Source organism: Polyangium mundeleinium (genome assembly GCF_028369105.1).
GTDB classification, from domain to species: Bacteria; Myxococcota_A; Polyangia; order Polyangiales; family Polyangiaceae; genus Polyangium; species Polyangium mundeleinium.
Genome location: NZ_JAQNDO010000001.1, coordinates 10,621,198 through 10,640,029 on the forward strand (window position 1 = coordinate 10,621,198; position 18,832 = coordinate 10,640,029).

Here is an 18,832-nt window from a genome sequence, read left to right on the forward strand (position 1 = left end):
GCAGGGTCCGGGCTCTCTCGACGCTCGCCGAGCTCAGCGCCGAGCGCGGTGAGCGCGCAGTGGCTCTTTATGCTATGCGCGCTCGCCGAGAATCATGGCGACATCGTCGTGAAAACTCCCAGAAGGGAGCTTCACAGCCTCGATGAGCGCCTCGACGGCCGAAGGGACATCCCCCGCAAGAACAACCTCGGATAGCCTCGGTCGAGGCAGGTACTTCAGAAGACCGTCGGTCGCCAGGAGGAGGCGTCCCACGAGAGGCTGCTGCTCGATCGCCGTGGGCGTGCATGCCCCACTGCCGAGAAGCGGCTTGCGCTTCTGCATCGCGGTCAGCTCCACCACCCGCCCATTCTCCATGAGGAGGGCCCCCGAATCTCCGATGCTCGCGCCCCACAGCTCATTGCCGCTCACCTGGACCACGACCAGCGTCGTCTCGCCGCATTTTGGATCCGCGGACATCTCGTGGTCGAGTCGCGCGAACCATTCGCACCAGGCCGCAGGCGTGAGCTCCATGTCTGCCCCCAGGGCCGACGCCGCTTCCGCCGCTCGTCGTGCAGCGAGCGCGCCGCCGGAAAGCCCACCCGCGCCGTCCGCAACGATCAACGTCCAACGTCGACCACGGCAGCTCGCTTCAAGGCGATCCTCGTTTGCGCTGCCCGCACGCCGCTGCGACCAGACGTGCAGCCATTCCAGCGGAGGGGCGACGGGGATGAATTCGTCGGTTTGCGCGGGAACGCCCACCTCGACGCTCTCCACGACGTTGTCCCGGAACCACACCGTTGCTTCGTCCAGCTCGACTCCACAGTGACGACATGCGGCCTCGGGCGTACCCGACACGGCAACCAGACCGCCCACGTTTTCCCCCATGTCGATCCGCGGTGCGCGACGCCCGGGTGGATCGAACCAGCAAATCGCGTCGCCGGGCTTGTACTCGTGCAGGCGGCAATACCCGTATTTGTACTGGATGCGCCACGGTTGCAGGTGGTCGCAGCGCGGGCACTTTGCATCGGTTACGACAATGTCGAAGAGACCCATGACGGCGATGAGGTTGGTGTTGTACTTCCAGAGCGAGGCGCCTGCACGCGGACGTTCACGTCGCCGGATCCTTCCGCGGCTTGCGCGGGTTGCGCGCCTTGGGCTCGCCAGCGTCCGCGGTGTCCTTGGGCTTCTTGGGCGCTCTCGCCTTCTTCGGCCCCATCTCGGTCTCGAGCACGATGCGCGCGTCCTCGAGCGCCTCGCTCCAGAGCGCAGGCGTCGGCGCCGCCCATACGGGTAGCCGAATCGGCTCGATGTTCTGGAGGCCGCACGTCTTCTGGCCGCGCTCCCGGACCCATATCGCGTCATGCCGCACCATCATGAACCAGCCGTCGCCGAGAGGACGCCTCGATTCAGTCACGATTCCCTCCTCGACCGTGCCGCGGTGATAGCCACGCTGCCGCAGTAGGCCCTCGAAGGCCGCGAGCGGCCTCGGCTTGCTCGCGGTGATCAACGTGGCGAGCTGGGCTTGTGCATCGCGGTGGAAGCGGCGTTCGAGTTGCGCGAAGGGCTGCACCAGCGCGAGCGCCGCGAGCCGTTCACGCAGCGCCGCGAGCACCGCCTCGTCGATCTCTATCGGGTGCGGGATCGTCACCGGCGCCACGAGATCCACGACCACGCCCGCGGCGTCGACCGCGCCCTCCGCCGTGAGGATCGCGAGCCGCCCCTTTGCGTCCTTCCACACGAGCCCGGCCGCAAAGGCGCGCACCACCGGGTGCTCGATCACGAACACACGGAAGTGCTCGGCGTCGTAGCTCCGCCCCACGATCATCGCCGCTTCGAGCCGCCGCCGCAGCGTCGCGCGCGCTTTCTCAGGGTCGTGCGGCGCGCGTGGCATCGTGAGATCGAAGAGGCCATCACGATCGATGCCGCGCTCCTCGCACGCGTGGCGGAGCGCTTCCTGCGCGGCGCGCGCGAGCGCCGGTTTGCCGTGCGCCGAGAGGTGATCGAGCCATTCGAACGCGACGCCGCGACCGCTCCGCCATAGCGCCTCGATCTCGAGCGGCGTCTGCGCCCCGGCGCCGAGCGCGTCGAGCTGCGCGTCGCTACCGAGCGTGCCGATCGCGAGCACGCGCCACGGCTTGTGCCCGAGCAGCTCGCGCTGCATCACCGTGAGAAGCTCGGCCGCATCACCGTCGTCGATCTCGCGACGGATCGCGGCGAGGCCACCGTGGGGCGCGCTCGCGTCGTCGGCAGCCAGCGCAGCCAAGAGCCCACGGCGTGCGTCCTCGGAGAGCCCGATGCCATCGCGAAAGCGCATCGCCTGCAGCCCAGGAAGCCGCGGGACGTTCGCGCCCCGCTCTCGCGCGCGCTCGGCGAGGTATGCATCGAGCGCCGCGTGATCGGACGCGAGCGCCCTCATGCGGCACGATTCGAGCGCGAGCGTCAACGCTGCAAGCCGCTCGCCGGTCGCACCTGCGAGCGCCTTCTCGAGCACCGCAACCGCCTCCGAAGCCGGCAGCGCGCAGATCACACGCGCCGCTGAGATGACGCTCTCGTCGTCGTCCCGCGCGAGCAAGGGAAGCACCTCGGGCACCACGCGCATACCCGCACGCACGAGGCCGCGCACCGCGAGCTCACGCACCGGCGCGTCCTCGCTGCGCGCACACGCGATCAGCACGCGTCGTCCCTCCCACGCGTGATGCTCGGCGACGTGCGCCGCGATCTTTGCCGTGTTGCCGGGAAGGCGCCGCTCCAGTCGAAAGCCGAGCGGATCGAGCGCAGACGGCGCGCGATCGAGCAACGTCTCGTCGAGCCCGTAGATGCCGCGATCCGCGGCGAGGAGGTCCGCCACGATCGCGGCGATGCCGGGGTGCTTGCCGACCTCGGCCAAGGCAAAGCCGAAGAATCCGTGCACCACGTCGAGCTCGGCGAACGCTGCCAGCGCGCGCACTGGATCGGCCTGAATCGCCGCGCGTACCTGGACGGTCGCGGGCTCCGGCCAGACCCCCGCATACCCTCGGCCCGGGGCCGCGATCTCCGCGTACCGCGCGCGCTCCTCGCTCGTGAGCGACGCCTGAAGCTCGCGCAACGCGACATCGGCCGCCGAGGGCAGCGCCTCGACGGCGTGCAGTTCGTCCCTCGCCCAGCGCGCGAGCGTCCCCTCGCCCTTCGACGCCTCGATGAGCGCCGGCCGCGCAGCCTCCCCGAGCATTCGGAGTGCTTCACGCGCGGCGTTTCGTACGAGCTCGTAGCGATCGTCGGCATGCGCGAGGAGCACCGTCGCCACGCTCGCGCCGCCGATCGCGCCGAGCGCGCGCAGCACCACGCCACGCCATGCCGCTTGCTTGCCCGGCCCTTCGATCCACGCGACGAGCGGCGCCACCGCGGCGGGGCCCGAAGCAACCAGCGCTTCCTGCATCACGCGTTCACTCCAGGAGTCGCGACCACGCGCGTCGGGGACACGCTTCGCGAGGTCGTCGAGCGCGCGCCCGAGGATCTTGGGCGTAGGCACGAAGCGCGCGAACTGCCAGTCGATCGTGGGCATCGCGAGCAGGAGCGCTTCACGCCGCTCGGGCGGCAGCGTGAGCAGCGTCTCGCCGAGGAACGCGACGATCGGTTGGCTGAACGCGATCGTCATCGCCTGGGTCAGGAGCGTGTCCCAGCGCGCGTCGAGCGGAGCCCCCGTGGCTTCGAGGAGGCGCGGCAAGAGGATCGCGCACGCGTGCGTCACATCGGGCCGGTTTGGCGGGATCGCCTCGGCGCGCGTGATCACCAGCGGGAGCGTCTCCTTCGCGATCGGCAACACGTAGCGGAGCGCGCGCTTGGGCTCTGGGTCGTGGCCCCAGGCCTGCGGATCGAATGCGAGCGCGACTGCGGCTTCGGGGCTCGGCGTGAAGCCTTCGTCGAGCAGACCGTCTGCGCCGTTCCAAAGCACGGCGCGCGCGTTCGGTGAGAGGAGCGTGCGGCGGAGCGCGGCAAGCGCAGCGGACACGTCGGATGCGAGGAGCGCCGCGCGCATCGCGTCGGGCATCGGTCGTGTCGCGTTCAGGGAGCTGCCCCACGCGTCGCCGCGCGGGCAGCGCTCCTGATGCGTGGGCACGCCATCCGTGAAGATCGTCCAGTAGCCCTCGAACACCTGCTGGCCCTGGGCATTCCGCGAGCGCTTGCCTTCCCGCACGCGTTTGCCGTTCTCGAAGGCGGTCACGCGCCAGACGTCGCCGCCTTGCGCGACCTCCTCGAGCATCAGCGAGCCATCCTCGCGATACGTGTGCCAGGTCCCGATGGGCTCGACGATCGACGTGCCGGCGTGCCAGAGCGCGCCGTTTGGGTGATACCAGCGCACCGGGCCGTCGTTCGTCCCATCGCTCTTCCGCGTGACCCACTGACACTTGCGCTGCATCTCCGCCGTATCGTGGAACGACGTGTGGAGGGTGTGGGTCTCTTCTTGCTCGGGCGAGAGGACGATCGGCTCGTGAGCTGTCGAGGTCACGGACGCGACAATGCGCACGGACGCCGCGTGCCGCAAGTCGGAGGAGCTCACCGGAAAATCAAAAACGCGTCCCGCGACATCGCGCGTGGCGCAGCAGGCGGTCTCGAATTCGAGCACCTGTGGTTCGAGCTTGTCCTTGCATCTCCCGCTGTGGCAGGTTCGGCCCATAGAACCGCGAGGGCGGACCGTCTCGGTCATGGGTACAGGGAAGACGGGGATGAGCACAGAGATGCAATACGATCATCAAGCACGTCGCTTTTTTCTGACGAATCCCGACATTTGCCTCGTCGTCGGGTCGGGCGGCGCCATTTCGTGCAGCAACCTGGCTGCCGAGCGTGTGTTCGGTGCCGCCTGCGAGCAAGGCACATCACTCACGGATCTCTTGCTGCCGGAGGCGCGCGCGGCGCTCTCCTCTGTGTGCGAGGGGCTGCGCGAGGGGGGAGAACCGTCCGTCTTCGAATGCAGCCTCCGCGGGCGGGACGGACGCTACGAGACCTATGTGTGCGTCGCGTGGCGCACGGCAGGGGATGAGATTCATGTGACGTTGCGGCCGAATGGCAATGCGGTGGATCGCGTTCCCGATCTCGCGGCGCTGGAGAAACGCGCGCGTATCCTCGACGTCATCTTCAACAGCCTCCCCATCGCGGTGTGGACCTGCAACGAAAATGGCATTTTGACCCTCCAGGAGGGCAAGGCCCTGGAGACAGCCGGCCTCCGATCGGGGCAGCTCGTCGGGAGGAACCTTTTTGATCTCTACGCGAATGACCCGACCATCGTGGACACTCGCGCCGCGCTCGAAGGGCGCGCCGCACACAACAGCAGCGAGGTCCACGGGGTCTTCTGGGAAAACTGGGTTTTGCCGATGCGGGAGGAGAGCGGGACGATCTCGGGGCTCGTCGGCGTATCGATGGATGTCAGCGAATTCAGGCGCGTCGAGCAGGAGCTCCTCGCCAAGATCGAGCTCATCCACAAGCAACAGCAGGTGATCCGGGAGCTCGGGGTCCCCATCATCCAGGTATGGGATCAGGTGCTCACGCTGCCGCTCGTGGGCGTCGTGGACAGCGCGCGCGCGGACGAGGTGATGGCGAACCTGCTCCAGACCGTGCTCCAGACCCGAGCGCGCTTTGCGATCCTGGACCTCACGGGCGTCGACATCGTCGACACGGCGACGGCGAATCACCTCCTGCAGATGATCTCTGCCATTCGCCTGATGGGGGCCGAGGGCATCATTACGGGCATCCGGCCCACGGTGGCGCAGACGATGATCGGCCTCGGGCTCGACATCTCGAGCACCGTGACGCTCGCGAGCCTGCGCGACGCGCTGAAGTTCTGCATCCGGCGCATGAACGAAGCCGCCTGAAACCAGCCGCACTCTTCCTGCGCGCTTGCCTGTCCCCCGTTCCAGCGCTAGCTTTCCGAAGCCGGACGAGCGCCGGCCCGGACGAGACGCGCCGTACCCGGTCAGGCCAAGACGACGCACCCGAAGGAAGGAGTGCACGTCATGGCATGGGTATCCCTCATCGTCGCAGGGTTTCTCGAGGTCTGCTGGGCCATCGGGTTGAAGTACACGAACGGGTTCAAGCGTCCGCTCCCGAGCGCGCTCACGATCACGGCGATCGTGGCGAGCATGTACTTGCTCGCGACCGCTACGAAGTCGCTCCCCATCGGGACGGCCTATGCGGTGTGGGTGGGCATCGGTGCACTCGGGACGGCGATCGTCGGCATGGTGCTCTTCGAGGAGCCTGCAACACCGGCCCGGATCGGGTTTCTTGTGCTGTTGATGGCTTCGATCGTCGGCTTGAAGGCGAGCACGTAATCAAGCCGTGCTCGAGGTTCGCGTCCGAGCAGCGGGGCTCCCTCCGTGCAGCGCGAATTCGAACTTCGTCATCGAGCGAATGAGCGGGTTCGGCTCGAATGCCGGCGGGACCTCCCGGATGCCGTGCCGCCCCTCCCGCAAGAGCTTCCAGAGCTCGGCCGGCGAGGACACGCCACCGGGAAGACGGCGAGCCATACCGATGATGGCAATGCGCATCGAGGACGGGGACGGATCATTCAGGCGGACGGACTCGACGAAGGACGAAAACGATGCGACGGGTAGGCTACGCATGGCGGCATATCTCGACAACGCCTCGATCGTGGAATATTCCCCACGCAGCGGTGGGCAAAAGCGGGCGACCGATATACGCCGAACAGACGAGCGACCAAAGCCGTCAACAGCGCGGACTCGAGGCCGAGTTCACGAAAACGCCGATCTCTTCCAATGGCGTCGACGACACGCCGAGCAATCGCCCCACTTCCACCTGGAGCCACACGCACAATGATTCTTGGCGCGAGGACGCAGGCGACCTTCGCGCTCGCATCGAAACCGGTATTCTCATACATACTCGATGAAGAAACCGCCCCGCTGGCGATACTCGCCCCGATCATACTCCGGAGCCTTATGGAGCACGTTTATTGCGCTGTAACACGATGGACCAGCGGCGCGCAAGAGCAACCGGCCGTACGGAATGGCCGCACCACCCACGCGGATGTTCAGCCACGGGAGATCCGCGCAGGCGCCACGAGCTCGCCATGTTCAGCTTGACACCAGCGCAATTTTCGTGGGTGCGCACGAATTTCAATGGGCAACCCTCGCCTGTTCAGGCGCGTTCAGAGCTCATGGGGGCGCGATGTGCCGCACTCGGCTGGTCGACCCCGTGGGAGGGAGCGTCGGCACCTTGGATCCCACTCGTGAATCGCCCGGGAATCTCGCATCGATCGGCTGCCCAATCCAACGTTACTTGCCCCGTTGCGAGCAACCTCGTAATGGAGCCCACAGCACGAATCACACTGGACTTACCCCGCCGCTGCTGATAGATGTCGTACTTCTACAAGATTTTAAACAGAAAAGCATCAACTCATCGCAAAAAATGAGGAAGAACGTCGGCTCGTACGGGCCGGCGCGCGTCGACGCGATGGGGGAAACGCCTCCCGGTGCGATTCAGATGGAGATCACCCTTGGGTGGCACTTTTCGTGGAGTGAGTCGTGTACCCCCTATCGGAGGCAGCAGGGAGATCAGAAGCATCAAGGGGCTCAGGCGAATCGTGACTCCGTCGTCCGCGCAGCCCGCGGCCCCCGGCGGAGCGCGCGGGCCAACCGCGCGGTCTTGGATCAGTACCTCGCCAGACACGAGCGTTCCAACCGGAAGAAGAAGAAGACTGGCTGAAGGACCTCGAAGAATTTGTCCGCAGCCGGCCGGAAGGGCCGAAAGAGCTTCAAGCTGAGCACGTTGTTCTAGGTTCGAAGATGATCGGGGCGACCCGATCAAGGAAAGCGACGGATTCACCATGGCCACCGAAACTGCACCCACGAAATCGGCCACTCCCACCGCCGCTGCGGCAGCGACGCAGGAGCCCATCATCATCGACCTGGGGAAGAAGAAGCGAAAGGACGTCCGCAAGCTCCGCAGGGGCAAGCCGGGCCGGCTGATGGATCGCATCCTGCAGGTCCTCGACGACGGGAGGGCGGCCCAGGCGATCCCCGCCGGCGCCCAGGCGGTCGTGATCGTCGTACGCGAAAAGAAGCGCACGAAGGCCGGCAAGATGTTTGGACTCGGCTGAATACCGATTGCGCATGAGGGGCGGGGGCGGATCGATTCTCAGGTCAGCTCCCATCCGTCTCCGAGCTCGACGACATTCCTATTCTCATATCACCATGCGGAAGAAGAAGCTGATTCCAACTCCCCTCGCTGTACGCAAGGGTATCACGAGGCACCCGCTCGAACCGGTCCGTTCCTGGCGTCTCTGCTTCACGTTCTGGTTGGTCTTCAAGGTGATAGGGCACCGGTGGATGGCGCAGCTCCGGGCTCCGCATGGCATCGAAGGCAAGTGTACGCCTCTCCGCGTCGCGCTCATGGTTCGAACGGACATGGAGCGGCTGGGCGGTCTGTGGATCAAGGCTGCTCAGATCATGGCAATGCGCAGGGACATCTTTCCGAAGGTGTTCTGCGGCGAGCTGGCTCCTGTCGCTGTACTTTGCGGCGGAGCATCGCGAAGCTCGTGAAGCTCCTCGGGCTCAAGGGGACGGGAATGAATCTATGGGTTTGATGGGAAGGCGAGGCGTGACGTGCAGAGGTATATGAAGTTACGTCCACCCCTCACGCGAAGGGCGCTCCTCCGCGGCGCGGCCGGCATCGGAGGCAGCCTTCTCTTCGGCTGTGGACGAGGCGGTTGCGCTCGTTCCGGCCCGCTCGAGAAGAGGACGGCGGACATCGTCGTGATCGGCGCTGGTTTGTCAGGGCTCGTCGCCGCACGGGAGTTGCTGAAAGCAGGCGTCGGCTCCGTCGTGGTGCTCGAGGCTCGGAATCGGGTCGGCGGTTTGACCATCAGCCAGGAGGTCAGCCAAGGTGTGATGGTCGACGGTGGAGGGGCCTGGGTCAGCCCAAAGCACACGCGGATCCTTGCGCTTGCGGAGGAGCTCGGCGTCGGCACCGTGGACGCGGCAGAGTCCGAGGGAAACCCCGTATTTCTCTTCGAGAGTGTCCGCGTGGCCGGGACGGGCCGGCTCTTCACGCGCGCCGAGGCGCGGGAGCTGCGGCAGCTAAGGGACAAACTCGAGGCGATGGCGGCCGAGCTCCCGGCGGGTGCGCCGTGGGACGCACCCCGCGCGGCCGAGTATGATCGAGTCTCGATGTTCAACTGGCTCTCGGACAATTCGTCGACGGTATGGGGAAGGCGCGACATCGAGCTCGCCATTGATTGGACGTTCGGCTGCCAGCCGCACGACATCTCGCTTCTGCGGTTCGTCGCGGCCGTCAAATCCGTCGGCGGACTCGAGCGCTTGATGGCCATTTCGGATAGCCAGGATGTTTCGCTCAGCGGCGGCTCCCAGATGCTCTCCGTGAAGATGGCGGAGATGCTCGGGGACCGGGTGCTGCTCGGTTCGCCCGTGACGCGCATCGTGGATCATCCGACGGGCCCCGTGCGCGTCGAGACGGAGCGCCTGGCGATTGAATGTGGCCGCGTGATCGTCGCGATGATGCCGGCAGATGCTCGACGTATCGATTTCGAGCCCAAGTTGCCCGAGCTCAAGGCAGGACTCATCAAGAATTGGAAGGGCTCGCCGGATTACAAGGCGCACATCGTGTACAAGACGCCCTTTTGGCGCAACAGCAGGCTCAACGGCACAGCGGTCGGGGATGGGGTCGTCGTGGACTTCATCTTCGACAGCACGCCGGCGTCCGGCACGCCAGGCGTCCTCGTCGCCTTCGGTGCGGGGGAGGAGCTGCCCGCCACCGCGGAAGGCCGCAAGGAGGTCGTCACCCAGTCCCTCGTGAGCTTCTTCGGAGAAGAGGCGCTCGATGCCATCCATTTCGTAGAGATGGATTGGCTCGGTGAAGACTGGTCGACCGGCTGCGCGTCGCCGCTCGGGCCTGGCGTCCTCAGCAAATATGGCCCGGCCCTGCGCCAGCCTGTGGGCCGCATTCATTGGGGTGGCTCGGATACCTCTGCCGAGTTCGATGGGTTCATGGAAGGCGCAGTTCGCGCCGGGGAGCGCGTCGCCTCCGAGGTGGCGGTGATCCTGCGCGAGAATGGCGTCATCCCCGCACCCGCGAAATCGGGTTGATTCTCAGCATGAACGACCCTGAATCCACCTTACGCGCGGCGCTCGCCGACAGGCGCATGAACCGGATCGACGACCTCGGGGTTCGTCGCCCCCGACGGCCTTGGCGAGCGGCATCGAAACGACCCGACCGAGCACGACGCGCTTCACCTCGACGCGCCGCTCGGATAGCTTCGTCGTCATGAATGACGCTTCGGAGGGCGGGGCCGACGATCGGGATCCTTGGAGGCGTTATCCCGGCGCATCGCCGCGCTCGAGGAGCAGGTCGCAGCGCAGGAGCGGATCATCGATGTCCTGCGCGCCAAAGAGGCGCTCCTCGAGCGCGTGGGGGACGAGCGGCGCCTCATGAGCGCCGCCCTCGAGTGCTGCACGGATTTCGTTGGGATTGCCTCGCTCGACGGGAAGGTCCTCTATGTAAATACGGCTGGACGGAATCTGGTGGGGCTCGCGAGCGCGGAGCAAGTGCAGAGCACCGTAATGACCGATTACGTGATGCCAGAGGAGATCCCCCGGCTGGAGAAGGAGATCGTCCCCATTCTCATGACCGAGGGGCGCTGGGAGGGAGAGCTCCGGTTCCGGCACATGCCGACGGGCGAGCCCATTGTCGTCTATTACAGCGCGTATCTCGTCCGGCATCCCGAGACGGGGGGACCGCTCGCCCTGGCCACGGTCACGCGCGACCTGCGAGCAGAGAAGCGCGAGGCCGAGGAGCGGCAACAGCTCCTGGAGCAGCAATCGGAGACGGCCGCGGAATTGCGCCGCGGGCAGGCGCGCATGGAGAGCCTCGACGAGGAGCGCCAGCAGATGATCGCCGCCGTGGAAAACTGCGCGGATTTCATCGGCATCTGCACGCTGGACGGCCGCGGGATCTACTGCAATGCGGCTGGCCGAAGGTTGATAGGATTCGAGCTCGACGCGGACATGCGTGGCTTCGACGTCACGAAGGTCCTCACGCCGGAGGCCGCCCGCTACTTCGTGCAGCACGTCGTACCGACCATCCAAAAGACGGGGCGCTGGGAGGGCGAGCTCGAGTTCAGGCACCTCCAGACGGGCGAAGCGTTCCCCACGCAATACAATGCGTGCATCGTCCGAGATCAGCAGACGGGACAGCCGCTCGGCATCGGGGCCGTGACGCGCGATTTGCGGGTGGCGAAACGGGCCGAGGAGGAGCGGCGGCGGCTCTTGGACGAGATCATCCGGACGCAGGCGTCCATGCTGGCGGAGCTCTCGACGCCCCTGATTCCCATCAGCGACCACGTGGTCGTGATGCCGCTCATCGGTACGGTGGACGAGGCGCGCGCCGAGCACGTGCTCGAGAGCTTGCTGGCAGGCGTGACGGCGCGGGGCGCGAAGGTGGCCATCCTCGATATCACAGGCGTGGCAACCGTCGACGCTGCGGTGGCCGAGGCGCTCCTGCGCGCCGCCAGGGCGGTGCGGCTGCTCGGCGCCGAGGTGGTGCTGACGGGGATTCGCGCCGAGGTGGCCCAGGCGCTCATTGGTCTGGGCGTGGATCTCGGCAATATCGTCACGCGCAGTACGCTGCAGAGCGGTATCGCATTCGCCATGCGGCGCGGGTAGGCACGCCCGCTCGGCGTCAACCGCCGCCGTTCTCGACCGTTAGCCCCAGATAAAGCAGCTTGGGATCCGCGGGAGAGGCGACGATGGCCGATACATCGTCATTGGCGTTGTGCGTCTTCGTGACGTTGCCGGTCACGTGGTCGTACCGGAAGAGGTCTGTCCCGTAGTCATTGTACTCCATGCCGAAGACGAAATAGAGCACGCCGACGTCGGTCGCGTGTGGTGCGAGCAGCGTACCATTGATGAGTTTGATGTCCGCCGAGTCGGTGACGACCACGCCGAAGGTCAAGCCGCCGTCGCTCGATCGATAAATGTGGCGGATGTCGGGGCCGATCTCCAGCGCCTCGGCCCATACGACGTCTCCATCCACGGAAGACACTGCGATGGAGAACACGTTCGAACCATTGGCACCGAGGCCCGCGCTCTGTTTCCATGTCGCGCCGCCGTCGAACGTCACGGCACCGCCGCCCACAGATTGGCCGAAGAGCACATGGTCGAGGTTTTTGGGATCGAAGGCGAAACGATACCCGATGAAGCTGCCCGAGGCGGGAGGGGTGCCCTGCTTCGACCACGTCTCGCCGCCGTCATGCGAGTCGTGCAGGCTGCCGTTCGCGTCGCCCAGGCGCAGGTGTTTGCCGTCGGCAGGATCGACGCCCACGCCGACGATGTTCGGCGCGGGCGTCGAAAAGGCGTGGGGGCCGGTCTCATCGATTCGATAAAACGCGTCGCCGTTTTCGGCCCATGCGTACGCGAGCCCTCCCTTCGCGGCCGTGATCCTGAAATTGCCCCCCGTCAGCGTGCCCACTTCGCTCCAGGTGCAGCCCGCGTCCTCGGAGCGCAAGAGTTTCCCCTTGTGCTCGGCGAGCAGCGTGTTCGGCGTATCGAGCGCCGCGAGCCCGTAGGTGTATCCGATTCCCTGGAGCTGGCCCGGAGTCTTTGCGAGGTTTTCCCCTTCGTCAAGCGTGAAGGTCACGGCCGAAGTCCCGCTCACCGATTCGCACGCAGGCAACGCCCAGCCGGGCGTGGAGCCGCCCGTTCCCCCTGTGCCACCTGTGCCACCCGCGCCACCTGCGCCACCCGCTCCGCCGGCGCCGCTCCCCCCGGCGCCGTCGATTCGAGGGGTGCCGTCGGTTCCGCAGCCAAGCAACAAAGCGCCAGTCGTGGCAATGGCCCAGAGAAGAGTAAGGTTCGTCTTTGCAAGCATGTTGTTGTCCCTCATGGGTGGGGCGTACGCGCTTCCCGAGCGCGGACCTGTGCAACAGGCATGCCTCGACGACCCCTACCCCTCGCCCCGGCCGGTGGTGATGGGCCCGGCGACAGGTAACTCGACGATGAACGTCGCTCCGGCGGAAGGCTCGCTCTGGACATGGATCGAGCCGCCGTGCGCCTCGGCGAGCTTGCGGCTGAGGTAAAGACCAAGCCCGAGCCCGCCGTAATACCTGCTGGGCACGGCGCGCGCGAAGCGTTCGAAGATGCGGCCCTGCTGCGCAGGCTCGATGCCGATTCCGTGATCCTTGATCGTGAGCCGCGCGATCCCGGCCTCCTCTTCGATGAAGATCTCGATGGGTTTGCCGGCCCCGAATTTTACCGCGTTGGAGAGCAGGTTGACGACGATCTGTTCGATCCGGGCGGGATCCCAGCTCCCCACGACCGGAGCGCTGTCCCGGATCGAGACCGAGCACCGGGCCTGCGACATCTGCAATTTGAATTGTTCGACCACGTCCCGGACGAGGGCGCCGAGGTCGACGGCGGCGAGTTCGAGCGGGAGCTGACCTGTGTGGACCCGGGCGACACTCAGGAGATCATCGTTGAGCCTGCGTAAGCGCGCGCCTTGCCGCAAGGCGCGCTCGGCCAGCTTGGTCATGATCTGTGGGTCGCTGGAGGGGCTCGATTGGCAGCCCGGCCCATCGATTGGAGCGAGAGCATGAGCGACGTGAGCGGGGTGTTGAGCTCGTGCGACGCCATGGAGAGGAATTCGTCGCGCGCGCGGATGGCCTCCTGAGTCGCCCGATAGAGTCGCGCGTTGTCGATCGCACTCGCGGCCCGGCGCGCCACTTCCTTCGCCAGCTCGACGTCGGCGCTCCCATAGTTGCGGCCCGATGCGCCCGTGACGAGGGAGAGCACCCCGAGCGTTTGTCCGCGCGCCAGGAGAGGCACGGCGAGCAGCGATCGGAGCCCGAGCGCGCGGATGATCCTCTCGTGTCCTTCATCCTGGGTATGATCTCGGAGGCGCGTGTCGAGGTCGGGGAGCAGGACCGGCTCACCGGTGGCAATGGCTCTGGCCGCCGGGTGGGGCGACCCCATATGGGGCGGATATCGCCGCCGGAGCTCCTCGACCAACGGCGCCTTCGCAGGATCCTTGTGCACCACGGCGATGCGCCGGATTTCCTCCCCCTCCACGGTGTCGATCACACACCAATCGGCCATGGATCGCACGCACAGGCGCCCGAGACGCGCGAGGGTATCCTCGTAATCGAGCGACTCCGAGAGCAGCTCCCCGGCCTCGGCCAGGAACGCCGAGCGCCGCTCCGCCTCCTCGGCCGCGGCCCGCGCCGCTTGCTCATCCGACAGGAGCCGCGCATTCTGAAGGGAAATGGCAACCTGGACCGCGAGGAGCGAAAGCGCGACGAGCCGACCGGGCGTGAATGCACCGATGAGCAGGTTGTTCTCGAGATAAAGCAGCCCGACCACGTGGGCCTGCCTCAGAATGGGGAGGCACAGGACCGACTTCGGCCGCTCGCGGGCAATGTACGGGTCCGAGGCAAACTTGCTCGCCGTCGCGTCGTCGAGGAGCACCCGCTCCTTCGTCCGCTGCGCATACCGCACGATCGAGGCCGGGACGAGGGGGGACGACAAAACCGGGAGCGAGGGGAGGAGCCTCGTCACCGCCCCTTTTTCTTCGAGGCGCGCCTCCGCTTCGATCGAGAGGTCGCCCTCACGAAGGAGGAGCAGGTAGCTCTTCTGCGCGCCGCCCTCTTCGAGGACGACCCGGAGGAGCGTGCGGGCCAGCTCGTCGAGGAGGATCTCGCCCGAAATGGTCTGAGAGGCTTTGACGACGGAGAGCAGATCGAGCTGCTCGGTGCGCAGCGCGAAGGTGGCGGTCGGCGTGAAAGGCCTGTGCTCCTGGAGGCGCGGATTCTGCTCGTCGAGCTGCCTCACCTTGCCATCGGCCCCCCAGCGCGCATAACAGGCGCGGGCGTCGCGGAGGTACGTGTCGGCCACCTGCTCGAACCCCCGTGCCCGGTAAAACCTCGACGAGAGCTCGTAGGCGAGACCTTCGTTATGGACGAACCCATTTTCACGCGCGGACCGGATGGCCTGCTCGTACAGGTGCATCGCATCGAGATCGCGCCCCTCGACGCGCGCGACCTCGGCCGAGACCAGCGCGTATCGATTGAGATAGTTTTCGGGGCAGTTCTCCGCCCAGGCCGCGAGCTTCTGCAACACGCCCCCGAGGGCCCGCGTGAGCTCTTCCCGCTCGTCGGCGGGTGCATCCGGGAGGAGCTGCACCATCGTGAGTGCGTGGAAGAAATGGTGGGTGGCCTCGATCGGCATGGCCATTGCGGCACTCAGGTTCGCCGCCGCTCGCGCCGCAAACGAGAGCGCCTCGGCGTGGCGCCCATAGGTGAACGCCGTGATCTGCTTCATGATGTCGTGAAAGACGAGGCCACAGCCGAACGTCGCCCGGCTGATCCCCGCGAGGCATGTGGCCTCGTGGAACGTGGCGTCGTCGAAACTCGTCGGCCCCTGCGTCTCGCCCTTTAGGCAAGCCACGAACTGCCGCTCGAGCCGGATGGTCTCGTAGACCGGGATGTTATGACTTTGCCGTGCAAACGCGGCATACTTTTGCGATAGGACGAGCACTTCATCGAGCGGGTCGCCTTTCTCCACGGCCTGCCAGACGGTCTCGAAGGCGAGGAAGCCGGCATAAACGAGATCGCCGACCTCCAGGCACGCCTGAAAGGCTTGCTCGAGAATGGGGATGTCGGTGACGAAGGGCCTCCGCCAAAAGTTGATGTGGTCGCCGTGGAGGTGAAGGAGTGTCCCCTTCAACCGGAGATCGTGAAACTTCTCGTTCAGCCGCAGCGACATCTCGGAGAACGCATAGCCCAGCGGGATGTCGCCATAGGCCGACACGAGCATCATGCCATAGACGCTATAGGCGAAGCACGATTCCGGAGTGCTGCCGTACCACAAGGACGAGCTCACCGCTTTGAGTGCGAGCAGGGGAAAAAGCTTCGGCCGCCCGATGTACGCGCAGGGCGCTGCCTCGACGAGCAGGCCAATGATCGTACGTCCGTCGGGATCAGTGGCCACGGGCGCGTCGAGGATGTCGGCGACGCGACGACCACGGAGGTTCGTCCGGATGATCTGGACCTCGGCCTCCGTCGCCGCTTTCAGCAATTCGTCCGAATCGGGGAACGTCACGTCGAAGAGGCGCAGCGCTTCGAGCGCGACGGTCACCCCGTCGTCGTACCTCCCGGAGACCTGGTACAGCCGCATGCGCAGGCCATACACCGCGGCGCGATCGAGGTTGGAGCGGGCATGCGCGAGGATCAGGTTGAACAGCTCGTCCGCCACCTCGAAATTGCCGACGAGGTATTCGCACTCGGACCGCTCCAGATAGAGCCTGAGCGTGTCGTCGTAGAGTGCGCTCCACGCGTCCTTGGGCAGGAGCGCCGTCGCCTGGGCCAGGTAGTTGCGAGCCGACACATTGGCGACCGTGGCCTTGGCCTTCATTCCCGCCAGGAAATTCAGCCGCCGGAGCGACTCCTTCTCGCGCGGATCGGTGTTCAACGCGACCCCGCGGTTCAACTGGCTCACGATATCGAAGATCTGCTCCTCGATGGCCTCTTCGGGCATGTTGGCCAGGAAGAGCCGCCCGATCCGCAGATGCACCTCTGCGCGGACTTCCTCCGAGAGGAGCGAATAAGCCGCCTCCTGGATGCGGTCGTGGACGAAACGGTAGCCATCCCCCAAACGGAGGAGGAGCCCGACGCGGACGGCCTCCCATAACGCCGCGTGCACCTCGTCCTCCCCGTCGCCGCGAATCATCGAGAGCGTGGCAGCGTCCGCTCGGTTGCCGAGGCACGCGACGCTGGTCAGCACGTCCTGGGTATCCGCTGGGAGCCGCTTCAGCTTGTCGACCATCAGGTCGACCACGTTGTCGGTGAAGCATTTTTCGCGAATCCGGGCCACATCCCACCGAAATGCCACGGCATTCTCGTCGAATTCGATCAAGCGTTCCTCGTACAGCGCGGTGAGGAACTGGATGACGAAGAATGGGTTGCCGGCCGTCTTTTCGTGCACCAGCTCCGAGAGCGGCTCAGCCTCCTCCACGGAGCAGCGGAGGGTATCGCTGATGAACGCCGCGAGGTGAACCTTCGGAAGCGGGCCGAGGACGATGTCGGACACGCGCACGGCCGATTTCCGCACCTCGTTCATCGCCAGAATGAGCGGATGGGTGGGGGGGACCTCGTTGTTGCGGTAGGCGGCGACGACGAGGAGGCTATGCATCTCGGGATCGGTCAGGAGGTCCTGGAGGAGCGCGAGGCTGGCCGAATCGGCCCACTGCATGTCGTCGACGAAGAGCACGAGGGGGTGCTCCCGCTGCGCGAAGACCCCGATGAATTGCCGGAACACGATGTGGAACCGGTTTCGCGCCTCGCCAGGCGGCAAAACAGGGACCGGGGGTTGCTCGCCGAGGACGAGCTCGACCGGTGGGATCACGTCCGTGATGAGCTTGCCGTTGATCCCGAGGGCCGCCGCGAGCCGCTGCTTCCATGCGGCGACCCGCTCCTCGCTCTCGGCCAGGATCCCGAGCACGAGCTCCTGGAAGGCCTGGACGATCGTGGAATAAGGGATATCGCTCTTGATCAGGTCGAATTTGCCCGAAACGAAGAAGGCCCGCTCGCGAACGACGGGCTCGTGAAGCTTGTGGACGAGCGCGGATTTGCCGGCCCCCGGGTCCCCGGCGACGAGCACGAGTTCCGGCGTCCCCGTGGCCACGACGCGCTCGAAAGCGTCGCACAGGAGGGAGATCTCCGCTTCCCTGCCATGGAGCTTCTGCGAGATCTGGAGGCGGTCCGGCACGTCGAGCGCGCCCGGGGGGAAGGGCTCGATACGCCCGCTCTCGACCCATTGCGCGAGGCACCTCTCCAAGTCGTGCAATACGCCGCGCGCACTCTGGTATCGGTCGCAGGCCATCTTCGCGAGGAGATGCATCACGATGCGCGCAATGGCCTCGGGCACCTCGGGGACGACCACGGAGGGGGATGGCGCGACACGCGCCAGGTGAAAATGAATCCATTCGAGCGGATCTCGCGCCTCGAACGGGGGTTTGCCCGTGAGCATTTCGTAGAACGTGATGCCGAGCGAATAGAGGTCGGTGCGGGAATCGACTGCCCGGTTCATCCGCCCCGTCTGCTCCGGCGACATGTACGGCAGCGAGCCCTCGATTTTGTCCGGGCTCTGCGGCGAGGTGTGCTCGCGGGGAAGGCGGGACGCAATCCCGAAATCCGTGAGTTTTGCCTCACCCGTCACGGGATTGACGATGATGTTCTGGGGCTTGATGTCCTTGTGGACGACGCCCTGCCGGTGGATGTCCGCAATCGCAGTCGTGATGCGAATCGCGAGCCGCAGAAAGCGCTCCGTCTCCATCGGCGCTCCGAGCAAGCGGTCGAGAGGCGTACCCGCCGTGTCCTCCAGAACGAGCGCCGGCTGCCCGTGATATGTGTCGAGGGCGAGCGGCCTGATGACGGTCGGCAGGTCCAGCGCCTCGCCCAGCGCTTGCTCGTGCTTCAATCGTTCGATGTCCTGCGGGCGGCTGCTCTTCGGATCGAGCGCCTTGAGGATCACCTGGCGGCCATCACTTTCTCGGATGGCGCGGAGCACGATCGTCCCCCGCCCCTCGAAAAGGGTCTCGGTGATCGTGTACGGGGCGGGGCTCGGCATCACCATGAAATCTGCCGCGAGAGGCGGGCGACCGGCGGCGGCGCTGGGTGCGGCTGCGTGCTGCCGATGTTTGGAAGCACAAGTCGCACCACGCCCTCCGGATACTACACCAAGGCGCCGCGGCTGACTACGCTCAGCCCGCGCCGTCGCCGTCGCCGTCGCCGTCGCCGTCACGGCGATGGCACCACGCCCGAAATCGTCCCGAGCGCCCGGGCGAGCCGCGCGTCATCAAT

12 protein-coding genes and 1 riboswitch are annotated in these 18,832 nt (G+C 66.2%); of the genes, 6 read left to right on the forward strand and 6 right to left on the reverse strand.

What is annotated here, in order from left to right; translation table 11 throughout:
- Positions 1-72: 72 nt before the first annotated feature.
- A complete protein-coding gene (locus POL67_RS41700; RefSeq protein ID WP_271926647.1) occupies positions 73-1,032 on the reverse strand; it encodes a protein phosphatase 2C domain-containing protein in 960 nt (319 codons plus the stop codon).
- Between the two features lie 55 nt (positions 1,033-1,087).
- Entirely contained in the window at positions 1,088-4,465 is a 3,378-nt protein-coding gene (locus tag POL67_RS53940) for a DUF4132 domain-containing protein (RefSeq protein ID WP_271926649.1), read from the reverse strand.
- Positions 4,466-4,682: 217 nt separating this feature from the next.
- On the opposite strand from POL67_RS53940, the gene POL67_RS41710 reads away from it, so the two are divergent.
- Both POL67_RS41710 and sugE read left to right on the forward strand, forming a co-directional pair.
- Positions 4,683-5,825 (forward strand): STAS domain-containing protein, encoded by a 1,143-nt coding sequence (locus tag POL67_RS41710; RefSeq protein WP_271926650.1) that lies wholly within the window; start codon positions 4,683-4,685, stop codon positions 5,823-5,825.
- A gap of 55 nt (positions 5,826-5,880) precedes the next feature.
- A riboswitch (guanidine-III (ykkC-III) riboswitch) is annotated at positions 5,881-5,946 on the forward strand.
- Between the two features lie 20 nt (positions 5,947-5,966).
- Positions 5,967-6,281, forward strand: coding sequence for a quaternary ammonium compound efflux SMR transporter SugE (gene sugE, locus POL67_RS41715; RefSeq protein WP_271926651.1), 315 nt, complete (start codon positions 5,967-5,969; stop codon positions 6,279-6,281).
- Here the strand turns inward: sugE and POL67_RS41720 are convergent, their stop codons facing one another.
- Positions 6,282-6,572, reverse strand: a complete 291-nt coding sequence (locus tag POL67_RS41720; protein WP_271926652.1) for a beta-ketoacyl synthase N-terminal-like domain-containing protein — start codon at positions 6,570-6,572, stop codon at positions 6,282-6,284. It lies immediately after the preceding gene.
- A gap of 1,220 nt (positions 6,573-7,792) precedes the next feature.
- Between POL67_RS41720 and POL67_RS41725 the strand changes: the two genes are divergently transcribed.
- The 4 genes from POL67_RS41725 (at position 7,793) to POL67_RS41740 (ending at position 11,645) form a co-directional block, all read left to right on the forward strand.
- The gene (locus POL67_RS41725) at positions 7,793-8,065 is read left to right on the forward strand and encodes a DUF6200 domain-containing protein (protein ID WP_271926653.1); all 273 of its coding nucleotides are present in this window, start codon (positions 7,793-7,795) and stop codon (positions 8,063-8,065) included.
- A gap of 94 nt (positions 8,066-8,159) precedes the next feature.
- Entirely contained in the window at positions 8,160-8,507 is a 348-nt protein-coding gene (locus POL67_RS41730) for a hypothetical protein (protein ID WP_271926654.1), read from the forward strand.
- A gap of 75 nt (positions 8,508-8,582) precedes the next feature.
- The gene (locus POL67_RS41735) at positions 8,583-10,070 is read left to right on the forward strand and encodes a flavin monoamine oxidase family protein (protein WP_271926655.1); all 1,488 of its coding nucleotides are present in this window, start codon (positions 8,583-8,585) and stop codon (positions 10,068-10,070) included.
- A gap of 219 nt (positions 10,071-10,289) precedes the next feature.
- Positions 10,290-11,645, forward strand: a complete 1,356-nt coding sequence (locus tag POL67_RS41740) for a PAS domain S-box protein (protein WP_271926656.1) — start codon at positions 10,290-10,292, stop codon at positions 11,643-11,645.
- 16 nt (positions 11,646-11,661) lie between these two features.
- On the opposite strand, the gene POL67_RS41745 is transcribed toward POL67_RS41740, so the two are convergent.
- From POL67_RS41745 to POL67_RS41755, 3 genes are all read right to left on the reverse strand, one after another.
- The gene (locus POL67_RS41745) at positions 11,662-12,618 is read right to left on the reverse strand and encodes a WD40/YVTN/BNR-like repeat-containing protein (RefSeq protein WP_271926657.1); all 957 of its coding nucleotides are present in this window, start codon (positions 12,616-12,618) and stop codon (positions 11,662-11,664) included.
- 306 nt (positions 12,619-12,924) lie between these two features.
- The gene (locus POL67_RS41750; protein WP_271926658.1) at positions 12,925-13,509 is read right to left on the reverse strand and encodes a sensor histidine kinase; all 585 of its coding nucleotides are present in this window, start codon (positions 13,507-13,509) and stop codon (positions 12,925-12,927) included.
- On the reverse strand, positions 13,506-18,599 hold the full coding sequence (locus tag POL67_RS41755; protein ID WP_271926659.1) for an AAA family ATPase: 5,094 nt from the start codon (positions 18,597-18,599) through the stop codon (positions 13,506-13,508). Before POL67_RS41755 ends, POL67_RS41750 begins: the two co-directional genes overlap by 4 nt.
- Positions 18,600-18,832: the final 233 nt, after the last annotated feature.

Excerpts from the sequence above, each read along its gene's own strand:
- POL67_RS41700 (WP_271926647.1), bottom strand. The coding sequence starts at position 1,032 with ATGGGTCTCTTCGACATTGTCGTAACCGATGCAAAGTGCCCGCGCTGC.
- POL67_RS41710 (WP_271926650.1), top strand. The coding sequence starts at position 4,683 with ATGAGCACAGAGATGCAATACGATCATCAAGCACGTCGCTTTTTTCTG.
- sugE (WP_271926651.1), top strand. The coding sequence starts at position 5,967 with ATGGCATGGGTATCCCTCATCGTCGCAGGGTTTCTCGAGGTCTGCTGG.
- POL67_RS41720 (WP_271926652.1), bottom strand. The coding sequence starts at position 6,572 with ATGCGTAGCCTACCCGTCGCATCGTTTTCGTCCTTCGTCGAGTCCGTC.
- POL67_RS41725 (WP_271926653.1), top strand. The coding sequence starts at position 7,793 with ATGGCCACCGAAACTGCACCCACGAAATCGGCCACTCCCACCGCCGCT.
- POL67_RS41730 (WP_271926654.1), top strand. The coding sequence starts at position 8,160 with ATGCGGAAGAAGAAGCTGATTCCAACTCCCCTCGCTGTACGCAAGGGT.
- POL67_RS41735 (WP_271926655.1), top strand. The coding sequence starts at position 8,583 with ATGAAGTTACGTCCACCCCTCACGCGAAGGGCGCTCCTCCGCGGCGCG.
- POL67_RS41750 (WP_271926658.1), bottom strand. The coding sequence starts at position 13,509 with ATGACCAAGCTGGCCGAGCGCGCCTTGCGGCAAGGCGCGCGCTTACGC.
- POL67_RS41755 (WP_271926659.1), bottom strand. The coding sequence starts at position 18,599 with ATGCCGAGCCCCGCCCCGTACACGATCACCGAGACCCTTTTCGAGGGG.